We start from the raw sequence: 12,279 nt of genomic DNA, 5'->3' as shown, positions 1-12,279 counted from the left end.
GTACGCCAAACCCCTGAGCAAATCCCTCCCGTTCCGTCGGGAGAGGCCGCTCGCCGATGCCGGATCACGCCGTAAGGCGATACGAGACGATCGGTGAACCACGGACCGTGCGGGTCGGTGGGGAGCGGCTGGCATCAGAGGTCCCGATTACTGACGAGAGAGTGAGAACCGCGTGTACGCAATCGTGCGCACCGGCGGCCGCCAGCAGAAGGTGTCCGTGGGCGACGTCATCGAGGTCGACCGTTTGTCCAGCAGCAAGGTCGGCGACACCGTCGAGCTCTCGACTCTGCTCGTTGTCGACGGCGACGCCGTGACCAGCGACCCGTGGGTGCTGGCCGGGGTGAAGGTGCACGCCGAGGTCGTGGACCACCACAAGGGCGCCAAGATCGACATCCTGAAGTACAAGAACAAGACCGGCTACCGCAAGCGGATCGGCCACCGCCAGCTGCACACCGCGCTGAAGATCACCAGCATCGACGCGGCTGCGAAGTAAGGGACTGAGGAGAGATGGCACACAAGAAGGGCGCATCGTCCACCCGGAACGGTCGCGACTCCAACGCCCAGCGGCTCGGCGTCAAGCGCTTCGGCGGCCAGGTCGTCAACGCGGGTGAGATCCTGGTCCGCCAGCGCGGCACGCACTTCCACCCCGGCTCGGGCGTCGGCCGCGGCGGCGACGACACGCTGTTCGCGCTGGCCGCCGGTGCGGTGCAGTTCGGCACCTCCCGTGGCCGCAAGGTCGTGAACATCGTCCCGGTCGCCGAGTAATCGGCCCGGCGCGACACCACACCTTTCCGAGGGCGGACCGCTCTTCTCCCGTGACGGGTTCTACACCGTCGCGGGGAAGCGGGTCCGCCCTCGGCGCGTTACGCCTAAGACATTCCGTACATACGCATCTGGAGGCACACCGTCATGACCACCTTCGTGGACCGCGTCGAGCTGCATGTCGCCGCGGGTAACGGGGGCCACGGCTGCGCCTCCGTGCACCGGGAGAAGTTCAAGCCGCTCGGCGGCCCGGACGGGGGCAACGGCGGCCGTGGCGGCGATGTGATCCTGGTCGTCGACCAGTCGGTCACCACGCTGCTCGACTACCACCACAGCCCGCACCGCAAGGCCACCAACGGCAAGCCGGGCGAGGGCGGCAACCGCTCCGGCAAGGACGGCACGGACCTGGTACTGCCCGTCCCGGACGGCACCGTCGTGCTCGACAAGCAGGGCAACGTCCTGGCCGACCTGGTCGGGCAGGGCACCACCTTCGTCGCCGCCCAGGGCGGCCGCGGCGGCCTGGGCAACGCCGCCCTGGCCTCGGCCCGCCGCAAGGCCCCCGGGTTCGCGCTGCTGGGCGAGCCGGGCCAGGCCGGGGACGTGGTCCTGGAGCTGAAGACGGTCGCGGACGTGGCCCTCGTCGGCTACCCGAGCGCCGGCAAGTCCTCGCTGATCTCGGTGCTCTCGGCCGCCAAGCCGAAGATCGCCGACTACCCCTTCACCACCCTGGTGCCCAACCTCGGCGTGGTGACGGCCGGCTCGACCGTCTACACCATCGCCGATGTGCCGGGCCTGATCCCGGGCGCCAGCCAGGGCAAGGGCCTGGGCCTGGAGTTCCTGCGCCACGTCGAGCGCTGCTCGGTGCTCGTCCACGTCCTGGACACGGCGGCGCTGGAGTCCGAGCGGGACCCGCTGACCGACCTCGACGTCATCGAGGCGGAGCTGGCGCAGTACGGCGGCCTGGAGGACCGGCCGCGGCTGGTCGCGCTGAACAAGGTCGACGTCCCCGACGGCCAGGACCTCGCCGACATGATCCGGCCGGACCTGGAGGCCCGCGGCTACCAGGTCTTCGAGGTGTCGGCGGTCTCCCGGCACGGCCTCAAGGAACTTTCGTTCGCCCTGGCGAAGATCGTCGCCGATGCGCGTGCGGCCAAGCCCAAGGAGGAGGCGACCCGCATCGTCATCCGCCCGAAGGCCGTGGACGACGCGGGCTTCAGGATCGTCGTCGAGGAGGGCTTCTACCGCGTGGTGGGCGAGAAGCCCGAGCGCTGGGTCCGCCAGACCGACTTCAACAACGACGAGGCCGTCGGCTACCTCGCGGACCGGCTGGCCCGCCTGGGGGTCGAGGAGGAGCTGGTGAAGGCCGGGGCGCGGGCGGGCGACGAGGTCGTCATCGGCGCCACGGACGACGCCGTCGTCTTCGACTGGGAGCCGACCGTCACGGCCGGCGCGGAGATGCTCGGCCGCCGCGGCGAGGACCACCGCTTCGAGGCCCCGCGCCCGGCCGCGCAGCGCCGCCGCGAGCGGGACGCGGCGCGGGACGACGCGGAAGCCGAGTACGACACGTTCAAGCCGTTCTGACCGCGTAAGCCGCGCGGCGCGTGACCCGCGCGCGTACCGCGTCCCGCCGGGTTCGTTCGAAGACGGGTTCGTTCGAAGAGGGGCTCGTTCGAAGGCGGGCTCGTTCGAAGAAAGGCAAGGGTGGCGTATCGATGGCCCCTCGACGGACCGCCGACCGCACCGACCCCGAGGCGCTGACCTTCACCGAGCGCGCCCGGCGGCAGCAGATCGTCGAGTGCACCATCGACTCCATCGCCACCCGCGGCTACCCCGCGACCTCGCTGTCGGCGATCGCCGAGGAGGCCGGCATCTCCAAGGCCGCGGTGCTCTACCACTTCTCCTCGAAGGACAACCTCACGCAGGCGACGCTGGCGCATGTGCTGGAGCGGTTCGGCGCGTACGTCAGCGAGCGCGTGGCGCGGGAGTCGGACCCCCGCGCCGCCGTGGTCGCCTATGTGCGCGCCATGATCGGCTACCAGAAGGCCAATCGCCGCCATGTGCGGGTGATCACCGAGATGCTGCTGGACGACAGGGGCGGCACCCGGCTGAAGAACCCCGGCTCCCATGACACCGGCGGCCGCTGGCAGGCCCTGGCCGAGCTGCTGGCCGAGGGGCAGAAGGCGGGCCGGCTGCGCGCCTTCGACACCCGGACGGTGGCGCTCGCGATCGGCGGCGCCATCGACGGCGTCATCGCGCACTGGCTGGTCCATCCCGACCTCGATCTCGACGCGGCGGCGGACGACTTGGAGCGGTTCACGCTGAACGCGATCGAGCGCCGCGACTGACCCCACCGCCCGTCGTTCGCCGCCTCAGCGCCGCGCCCGGGCGAACGGGGGCGCGTGCTCGGGCCGCACCCCGACGCCGCCCACATAGGCGGTGACGGCCCGCAGGGCCGGGATCCGGCGGAGCAGCCGCAGCGGCACCGGTAGCCGGTCCCCGCTGAGCGTCCCGTCGAGGGCCGGGCGCAGCAGCATCTCGTGCTCGCCCCGCTGCGACCTCTGCGTCACGGCCATCGGCAGCCACCGCCGCCGCTGCACCCGGGCCAGGTCGCGCAGCCCGACCGCGCCCCCGCGCAGCGGTCCGGCGAGGATCCGGGCGGCCGCGACGGCGTCCTGCACCGCCAGGTTGACGCCGACGCCGCCGACGGGCGACATGACGTGGGCCGCGTCGCCGATGCACAGCAGGCCGTGGGCGTACCAGCGGGGGAGCCGGCCCATGGTGACGTCCAGCAGTTTGACGTCGTCCCAGGAGCGGATCGCCTCCGTCACCCCGCTGTCCCAGCCGAACAGGCCGCCGAGCCGGTCCCGGAGCCACTGGATGTCGTTCGACCGCAGCTCCGCGTCCCGGCCCTTCGCGATGAGGTACGAGGTCTGGTAGTAGTCGCCGCGGTCCATGGTGACCGCGGCCTGCCCGCCGCCGAAGCGCGCGAAGACCCGGCTGTTCTGGGAGGCGCCGCCGTCGCCGCGCCGCGCGGGCACCCGCACCTGCCAGACGTCCATGGGCACCTCGAACCAGTCCGGGCGCAGCCCGGCCGCCCGGCGGACCACCGAGTCACGGCCGTCGCAGGCCACGGTCAGGTCCGCGGCCAGTTCGGCGGGGGAACCGTCCTCGGCGGTGTAGCGGACGCCCGTGACCCGTCCCCCCTCGGTGAGCAGCCCGGTGACCGGGGTGCCCATCCGGAGGGTGAAGGAGGGCTCCTCGGCGGCGGCGCTCGCCAGCAGGTCGAGGAAGTCCCACTGCGGGACCATGGCGATGTACTTGTGGCGGCCCGGCAGGCGCCGGAAGTCGGCCGCGACCACGGTGGCGCCGCCGATCAGCATCCGCATCTCGCCGAGCCTGCGGCTGGGGAGCCGGGCGAACCGCTCGCCCAGGCCCAGTTCGTCCAGCAGGCGCAGGGTGGACGGATGGACGGTGTCCCCGCGGAAGTCCCGCAGGAAGTCGCGGTGCTTCTCCAGGACGGTCACCTCCACGCCGGCCCTGGCCAGCAGCAGCCCCAGCATCATCCCCGCCGGGCCGCCGCCCACCACACAGCACGTCGTGCGCTCCATTTCCCGCCGCCTTTCCTAACCGGCCGGTCAGCTGTCTGACCGATCGGTCAGACGCTGGGCGGCAGCGTACGCCAAGGGCCCCGGGAGCGAACTCCCGGGGCCCTTGGGGGTGGTGCGTAGAGGATGCGCGGCTTCAGAAAGCAGCCTTCGGGTCGCGGCCTTTGGGCCGCGGTCCTCAGACCGCCGCCGTCTCCTCCGTCTCGGGCGAGCCGGTCTCCAGCTCCGCCTCCTCGGCGGCGTCCCTGGCCTCGCGCTGCGCGGGGATCTCGTCCGCCAGGCGGGTGGCCATCCGGGCCCGGCGGGCGTCGGCCTTGGCGCACAGGGCCTGGGCGGCCCGGTCGAAGCGCACCAGCGACGGCGGGTCGGACGGGCCGAGCAGGTGCACCTTCAGCTCGGCGCGGGCGGCCACGTTGGTGTCCTTCTCCGGGTCGCGGACCGCTTCGAGGAGGGCGGGGACGCCGTGGGCGTCCGGGGTGAGGATGGTCGCGGCGCGCACCGTCGGGAAGCCCGCCTTGAACTCGGCCTCGGACAGCCCGCTGGTGTTCGCCACCGCGTACGGCTTCTCACTGGTCAGATAGTCCGAGACCACGCTGGAGACATCGCTGATCAGCAGGTCCGACTGGTTGAAGCAGGCGAACAGGGCCGGCCGCGGGCCGGTGATGATCTGGTGCTCCCACACCGGGATCGACGCCCAGTAGGCGTTCTCCCAGGCCGTGATGGCCGCCGCGACCGCCGCGGCGCGGTCCCCGTCCGGGGCGCCCTGGAGCTTCATGCGCTCGATTTCATCCGCGCTGGCGCGGAAGGAGGTGCTGGTGAGGCGGTTGAGCTCCTCGGTGCGTCGGGCCAGCTCGGCGGCGGCCTCCGCGCCGGGCCGGGCGCCCCCGCGCTTGGTGTTCGCCTCGGTGATCATCGCCCTGATGCGCTCGTCGGCGCGGCCGGCGCGCGGGTCGACCGAGCCGGTCATCGGGTGCGGCTTGTACAGGAGGCGCACCTTGGGGTCGGCGAGCAGCTCGCGGACGATGTTCTCGCCCGCCAGGATGACCGAGGTGTTGCCCGGGTTGCCGTCCCAGCCCTCCCAGGTCGGCGCGTACAGCACGGTGGTGAAGTCTTCCCCGCCCGCGCCGCCGAGCGCGCCGGTGGACGCGGCCGCGTAGGGGCGGATCGGGGCCAGCTGCGGGCGGCCGACCTCGACGACGTCCTTGTCCTCGACGCCGATGTCGGCGAGCTGGTAGCGCTCCCGCGCCGCCGGGCCCGCGACCCACACCTCGTCGTACGCCTTGGCGTACGGGTTGCAGCTGGAGAGCTTGTCGCTCTCGCCGTGGTTGATGAAGGCGTGCTTGATCGACGGGATGCGCAGCACCTGCGAGGTCTTGCCGGAGTTCGCCGGGTGCAGCAGCACCTTGAGCGTGGAGTGCTCCAGCCGCATCAGGTGCGCGACCTTCGGCAGGCACACGATCGGCACGTCCGTCGCGTCGATCTTCTGCACCATGAAGCGCTCGCGGAGCACGATGATCGGGTTGCCCTCGAGCGCGGCGAGCGTGGAGAGCCACATGTTCGCCTGGTACGCCGAGGTGGTGCCGCCGGAGAAGTACATGCCCACGGTCGGCCGGTACTCGGCCAGCCACTTGTCCAGCCACTCCAGCGCCTTGGCCTCGCTCACCACGCGCTTGCCCGGCAGCAGCCAGGTGCCCAGGTGGACGGTGCCGACGACGGCGACCAGCAGGCCGACGGCCACGCCGATCCCGCCCCACCAGCCGTTCGTGGTGCCTGCGGTGACCAGCAGACCCGCGGTGATCGGGGCGGACAGGCGCAGCAGCCGGCGGCCGTGCTGGCGGGCGAACAGCCGCGGCGGGGCGTCGCTCAGCCGCAGCGCCGTGGTGTCGATGTTGCGGGTGACGAACGGCAGCTGGCGGCGGCGGCGGACCAGGACGGCCACCGCCTGGCAGGCGAAGTGCGTCACGTAGAAGAGCAGCAGCCCGACGGTGAGCGGCGCCTGCTCGTGCAGCGGGTCGATGCCCTCTATGCGCAGCAGGCCCACCACGATGAGCATGTCCCGGAACAGCTGGCGCACCGTGACGTCGAAGCGGACCTTGCTCAGCAGCGACAGCAGCCCCGGTTGCTTGTGCTGGAGATACAGATCGAGCGCGAGGCCACCCGCCGACGCGGCGATGAGGAGGGGCACGTTCGGGAGGACGGCGCCGATGAGCTGTGTGGTGAAGAACACCAGCATCGCGAGCAGCGCCGCCAGCTGTACGGCCCGGCGGGGGGCGATTCCGGCAGAGGGCACGGGTTGGGCTCCTGGCAGGAGTACGGAGGAACTAACAACTAACTATGGAGGATCCCTGACCGTATGACGCCGTCAGGTCCGGTGACAATCCGCGCCCGCGCCAACCGCCCCGAATCGGGTCCAAAGGAGCCGCCCGGGGCCCCACGCGGCCTGTACCGGGCCCCGCGGCGCCGGCGCGGGGCGCGTCCGGGGGCTGAAACGCTCGGGCGTGAGATGCCGTGACTGACGTAGATTGCCCGCTTGTCATGATGAGTGTGTAGGGCAAGCGCTCATCGGGGCGTGGACGAGCTGATGACGAGCAGGGGAGCGGCGTGAGCGAGCGGTACGGGGCGGCGGCGGTACGGGACGAGGTGGTCGCGGCCCGCAGGATCGTGGTCAAGGTCGGCTCGTCCTCCCTCACCACCGCGGCGGGGGGCCTGGACGCCGACCGGGTCGACGCGCTGGTCGACGTCCTGGCCAAGTTCCTGGAGGGCGCCGGCGACGCGGAGGGCAAGGAGATAGTCCTGGTCTCCTCCGGCGCCATCGCCGCGGGCCTGGCACCGCTGGGCCTGGAGAAGCGCCCCCGCGACCTGGCCCGCCAGCAGGCCGCCGCCAGCGTCGGCCAGGGCCTGCTGGTGGCCCGCTACACCGCCTCCTTCGCCCGCTACGGGCGCCGGGTCGGCCAGGTGCTGCTCACCACCGACGACACCAGCCGCCGCGCCCACTACCGCAACGCCACCCGCACGCTGGACCAGCTGCTGGCCATGGGCGCGGTGCCGATCGTCAACGAGAACGACACGGTGGCCACGGACGAGATCCGCTTCGGCGACAACGACCGGCTCGCCGCCCTGGTCGCCCACCTGGTGCGGGCCGACCTGCTGGTGCTGCTCTCCGACGTGGACGGCCTCTACGACGGGGACCCCAGGACCCCCGGCACCTCCCGGATCGCCGAGGTCACCGGCCCCAGGGACCTGGACGGCGTCTCGATCGGCAGCGCGGGCCGCTCCGGGGTGGGCACCGGCGGCATGGTCACCAAGGTCGAGGCCGCCCGCATCGCGGCCGCGGCCGGCGTCCCGGTGGTGCTCACCTCCGCCAGCCGGGCCGGTGACGCCCTGCTGGGCCGCCCCACCGGCACCTACTTCCACCGCACCGGCCGCCGCTCCGCCGACCGGCTGCTGTGGCTGGCCCACGCGTCCGCCCCGCGCGGGGCGCTCACCCTGGACGACGGGGCGGTGCGGGCCGTGGTGGAGCGCCGCACCTCGCTGCTGCCGGCCGGCATCTCCGCCGTGGAGGGCGAGTTCACCGCCGGGGACCCGGTCGAGCTGCGCGACACCGAGGGGCGGGCCGTGGCCCGTGGGCTGGTCAACTTCGACGCCAAGGAGATCCCGCGGCTCATCGGGCGGTCGACCCGTGAGCTGGCCCGGGAGCTGGGCCCCGCCTACGAGCGCGAGGTCGTGCACCGCGACGACCTGGTCGTGTTGCACCCGTGACGGACGTCACTCAGGGGAGAGAAAATCCGACAAGTCCGTTCATTCAACGGAGAGCTTCCGGAAAACCGCCCCGCGGCCTCCCGCGGGCTGGTCAACTTTGTTGCACGGGGTCGCACCGGCAGCGGGCCCGTACAGCGAACCGCGGGTAACCGCAGGAGAACCACGGCTCCGCCCGGTGCGTGAGCGGAGCAGCGAGCAACAGGAGGCCGCCGGTGAGACGAGGGCGCTCGGGGGCGCCGCCCCACGCGGCGGCGCGCACCCTGACCAGTGTCGGGACCGCCGGCGCCGGGCCCGTGGGGGCGCCGGACGCGGTGGGCGCGCCCGCCGAGGCCGGCCGACTGTGGCATGTCACCCTCAGTCTGTCGGGCGCCGAGGCGCCGCTCAGGGACGTCCGGCAGGCGCTCGAGCGGCTGGCCCAGGACCATCCGTTCCTGCTGACCAGCCGCTATGCCAACGACCACGCCGAGATCCGCTACTGGGAAGAGGCCCGGGACCTGCACGACGCGGCGGCGGTCGCGCTGCGGCTGTGGGGCGAGCACCGGGCCACGGCCAAGCTGCCGCCCTGGGAGATCGTCGGGCTCGAGGTCATCGACCGCGACACGTACCACCAGCGGGTCGCGGAGGGGTACGGCCCGCCGCCCGCCTCCCCGGTGGGAGTGCACCCGTACTGACCGCAGCCGCACTGACCGCGCCTGTGCTGATCGCGCCTGTACTGACCGCGCCTGTACTGACCGCGCCTGTACTGATCGCGCCTGTACTGATCGCGCCTGTACTGATAGGTGAGAATTCCGTCTCGAAAAGCGAAACGGCGCGGGGCATACGGCCGGGCGCTCAGTAGGCTTCGGTCCATGAGCAGCGCACCCACCTCGCCCCTCACCGACCCCTGGCCGAAGTCGCCGGTCCTCCAGGCCGCCTACCGGGCCCGGGCCGCGGCCGCCGACCTCGCCCCGCTGCCGCGCGCCGTCAAGGACGACGCGCTGCTCGCGATGGCCGACGCGCTCGAGGTGCGGACCAAGGAGATCGTCGAGGCCAACGCGCTCGACGTGGAGCGGGCCCGCGAGGCCGGCACCAGCGAGGCGATCGTCGACCGCCTCACCCTCACCCCCGAGCGGGTGCGGGCCATCGCCTCGGACGTGCGGGACGTGGTCGCGCTGCCCGACCCGGTCGGCGAGGTGGTGCGCGGCTCGACCCTGCCCAACGGGATCGACCTGCGCCAGGTGCGGGTGCCGCTCGGCGTCGTCGGCATCATCTACGAGGCCCGGCCGAACGTGACGGTGGACGCCGCCGCGCTGTGCCTGAAGTCGGGCAACGCCGTCCTGCTGCGCGGCTCGTCCTCCGCGTACCAGTCCAACACCGCGCTGGTGAAGGTCCTGCGCGACGCCGTCGGCGGGGCCGGCCTGCCCGCCGACGCGGTGCAGTTGGTGCCGGGCGAGAGCCGGGAGTCGGTGGCCGAGCTGATGCGCGCCCGCGGCCTGGTCGACGTGCTGATCCCGCGCGGAGGCGCCTCGCTGATCCGTACCGTCGTCCAGGAGTCGACGGTCCCGGTGATCGAGACCGGCACCGGCAACTGCCATGTGTACGTCGACGCGCAGGCGGACCTCGACATGGCCGTCGAGATCCTGGTGAACTCCAAGGCGCAGCGGCCCAGCGTGTGCAACGCCGCGGAGACGCTGCTGGTGCACCAGGACATCGCGCCCGCGTTCCTGCCGCGCGCGCTGGACGCGCTGGCCGAGGCCGGGGTCACGGTGCACGCCGACGAGCGGGTGCTGGCCCTGTCGGAGGGCTCCAAGGCCACGGTGGTCCCGGCGGACGTGGACGACTGGGAGACCGAGTACCTCTCGTACGACATCGCGGCCGCGGTCGTGGACTCCCTGGACGCCGCGGTGGCCCACATCCGGCTGTGGTCCTCCGGCCACACCGAGGCGATCGTCACCACCTCCCAGGCGGCCGCCCGCCGCTTCACCCAGCTGGTGGACTCGACGACGGTCGCGGTCAACGCCTCCACCCGGTTCACGGACGGCGGCCAGTTCGGCTTCGGCGCCGAGATCGGCATCTCCACGCAGAAGCTGCACGCGCGCGGCCCGATGGGCCTGCCCGAGCTGACCTCCACCAAGTACATCCTCACCGGGGACGGCCACATCCGCTGAGCGGGGTCTCCCGTCCGGCATTACCCGTCCGACGTCACCCGTTTGGAGTCCCCCGTCCGGCGTCACCCGTTCGGGGGATGTGACAGTCGGTCGGGGGGTACGCCGGTCGGGTGGTGTTTCCGCCGTCCGCTCCCGTCCGCCATTCCCCCGAATAGCATTTCACCCTGCCCAAATTGACCCGGCAGGTCTACTCTGAATGGGTGCCGGACGACGTGGGAGGCAAGCCGTTCCCGGACGGTGACGAGCCCGACGACCGCAGCCACGGGGAAGTGAACGACGAGTTCGCCGCCGTGGTCTTCGACGAGGACTTCGTACGGTCCGCCGCGATCCACGAACCCACCGCCATCGAGCGGATGCTGGCCGCCGCCCAGGCCCGCGCCGAGGCCGAGGCGTCCCGCCGCCGCAGGGCGGGCGTCCCGCCCGAGGACGAGCTCTACGAGGACGGCTACGGCCCCGACGGCGACGCCGAGTTCGGATACGACCATTACGACGCCGATGCCGACACCTACCCGGCCGGCGGATACGGCCCCGACCGGGACGCGGACGGGCCCTATGGCCCGTACGGACCATACGGGCGGTACGGCAGCGCCGGGCGCCCCTACCGGGGTCATGCCCGCTGGCACCGCCCCGTGGCCTGGCTGCTGGCCGTCCTGATGGGCATAGGGGTGGTCGCGCTGGCCTTCACCGCCGTCTACCGCGGCGCCTCGGGCAACCGCCAGGACCCGGCCCCGCCGCCCGCCACCAGCGGTGTCGACGCCACACCCACCGAGCGCCCGGGCGCCGTTCCGTCCGTGCCCCCGGTGTCCGCCGGCTCTGACGCGCCCGCGACCTCAGCTGCGCAGGGCTCGCCGTGAACGGAAGTTGTGGAGTATCACCGCGTTTACCGGCGCCTCCCGCGACCTACTCTTGAGGTATGACCGGGCGTGGAAACCCTCCTGAGGGGACCCCCGAGGGCGTCCCGGGAGGTGGCGACGACGAGTATCGCTCCGTCGTTTTCGACGAGTCGTTCGTCCGTGCTGCCCGGCTCCAGGAATTCTCCGCCCAGGAGCGCATGGGCGAGCACGCCAGGGCGGTGCGCAGCCGGCACGCCTGGGCCCGGGCGGGGGCCTCGCGCCAGGCCGTCGTCCTGGTGCTGCTGATCGCCCTCGCCTTCGCCGTCGCCGTCTACATGGGCGTACGGCACCCCTACCAGAACCCCGAGCCGCAGACCGCCGAGCCGCTGCGCAGCAGCGTGGTGCCGCTGGCGCCGCGCGGCGAGGTGCCCGGCGGGGAGCCCGCTGCCCTGTTCGAGAACAGCCCGGCCAGTTCCTTCGCCACCGGCGCCGAGGGCGTCACCCTGCCCGGTGTGCGGCGCACCCACAGCTTCTCCGAGAGCCAGGTGATGGCCGCGCTCACCACCGCCAAGGAATACCTCGTCAAGTCGGCCCTCGACCCGGACGTGCTCACCGGCGGCGAAGTGCGGCCGCTGCGGCTGCTGCTCGACCCCGACCAACTCGACCAGTTCGACCGCAGCTTCGAACACCCGGTCGACGACGGGCGGTACGCGGCCACCGGCTGGCTGACCCGCTTCAACCCCGCCGAGGTGGCGCTGGCCATGCCTGCCGTACGGGTCCACGGCACCCTGACGGCCACCGAGCGGAACGCCTCGACGCTCGAGGTCACCGCCGACCACACCTTCGTCTACGCCGTGCGGCGGCCCCACGAGGGCGGCACGGACCACGCCTCGCTGTTCACCGTGCGGCGCGAGACGCGGTTCCGCTTCGACCGTGTCGACCTGCGCGACCACCACCTGGAGCTGGTGCAGTCCTCCGTGCTGGCCGGCCCGCAGGCCTGCGCCGCGAACGCGGCCGGATATCTGCGGCCGCTGCTGGCCGGGCAGAGCACCAAGGACGACGCGCCGCCCGGCACCAACCCGTACGGCATCGGCCGCCCCAAGGCCTCCCTGTGCGGCGTGCTGTCCCCCTCCGCCCTGCCCCACCTGCCCCCCTCGTAGCCGCTTCCCGACC

At 72.6% G+C, this 12,279-nt stretch carries 11 protein-coding genes; 9 read left to right on the top strand and 2 right to left on the bottom strand.

Going from position 1 to position 12,279, the window contains the following annotated elements:
• Positions 1-172 precede the first annotated feature (172 nt).
• The 4 genes from rplU (at position 173) to ABFY07_RS11315 (ending at position 3,107) form a co-directional block, all read left to right on the top strand.
• A complete protein-coding gene (rplU, locus tag ABFY07_RS11330) occupies positions 173-493 on the top strand; it encodes a 50S ribosomal protein L21 (protein ID WP_065959306.1) in 321 nt (106 codons plus the stop codon).
• Between the two features lie 14 nt (positions 494-507).
• On the top strand, positions 508-765 hold the full coding sequence (gene rpmA, locus ABFY07_RS11325) for a 50S ribosomal protein L27 (RefSeq protein ID WP_065959305.1): 258 nt from the start codon (positions 508-510) through the stop codon (positions 763-765).
• 144 nt (positions 766-909) lie between these two features.
• The gene (obgE, locus tag ABFY07_RS11320; RefSeq protein WP_346174362.1) at positions 910-2,343 is read left to right on the top strand and encodes a GTPase ObgE; all 1,434 of its coding nucleotides are present in this window, start codon (positions 910-912) and stop codon (positions 2,341-2,343) included.
• Positions 2,344-2,474: 131 nt separating this feature from the next.
• The gene (locus tag ABFY07_RS11315; RefSeq protein ID WP_346174361.1) at positions 2,475-3,107 is read left to right on the top strand and encodes a TetR/AcrR family transcriptional regulator; all 633 of its coding nucleotides are present in this window, start codon (positions 2,475-2,477) and stop codon (positions 3,105-3,107) included.
• Positions 3,108-3,131: 24 nt separating this feature from the next.
• On the opposite strand, the gene ABFY07_RS11310 is transcribed toward ABFY07_RS11315, so the two are convergent.
• Together ABFY07_RS11310 and ABFY07_RS11305 are read right to left on the bottom strand one after the other, a co-directional pair.
• Positions 3,132-4,370, bottom strand: coding sequence for an FAD-dependent oxidoreductase (locus ABFY07_RS11310; protein WP_346174360.1), 1,239 nt, complete (start codon positions 4,368-4,370; stop codon positions 3,132-3,134).
• 175 nt (positions 4,371-4,545) lie between these two features.
• A complete protein-coding gene (locus ABFY07_RS11305) occupies positions 4,546-6,657 on the bottom strand; it encodes a hypothetical protein (protein WP_346174359.1) in 2,112 nt (703 codons plus the stop codon).
• A gap of 311 nt (positions 6,658-6,968) precedes the next feature.
• Between ABFY07_RS11305 and proB the strand changes: the two genes are divergently transcribed.
• The 5 genes from proB (at position 6,969) to ABFY07_RS11280 (ending at position 12,266) form a co-directional block, all read left to right on the top strand.
• Entirely contained in the window at positions 6,969-8,126 is a 1,158-nt protein-coding gene (proB, locus tag ABFY07_RS11300; protein WP_428836903.1) for a glutamate 5-kinase, read from the top strand.
• Between the two features lie 212 nt (positions 8,127-8,338).
• A complete protein-coding gene (locus ABFY07_RS11295; protein ID WP_065959295.1) occupies positions 8,339-8,797 on the top strand; it encodes a hypothetical protein in 459 nt (152 codons plus the stop codon).
• Positions 8,798-8,974: 177 nt separating this feature from the next.
• Entirely contained in the window at positions 8,975-10,273 is a 1,299-nt protein-coding gene (locus ABFY07_RS11290) for a glutamate-5-semialdehyde dehydrogenase (protein ID WP_346174358.1), read from the top strand.
• Between the two features lie 200 nt (positions 10,274-10,473).
• Positions 10,474-11,127 carry an SCO2584 family spore wall biosynthesis protein gene (locus tag ABFY07_RS11285; RefSeq protein WP_346174357.1) on the top strand — a complete coding sequence of 218 codons (654 nt, stop codon included), beginning with the start codon at positions 10,474-10,476 and terminating at the stop codon, positions 11,125-11,127.
• A 59-nt stretch (positions 11,128-11,186) separates the two neighbouring features.
• Positions 11,187-12,266 carry an SCO2583 family membrane protein gene (locus ABFY07_RS11280; RefSeq protein WP_346174356.1) on the top strand — a complete coding sequence of 360 codons (1,080 nt, stop codon included), beginning with the start codon at positions 11,187-11,189 and terminating at the stop codon, positions 12,264-12,266.
• Positions 12,267-12,279: the final 13 nt, after the last annotated feature.

The sequence above is a fragment of the Streptomyces sparsogenes subsp. cuspidosporus genome, assembly GCF_039532705.1.
GTDB lineage: Bacteria > Actinomycetota > Actinomycetes > Streptomycetales > Streptomycetaceae > Streptomyces > Streptomyces sparsogenes.
This window is presented reverse-complemented; position numbering and strand designations above follow the sequence as displayed.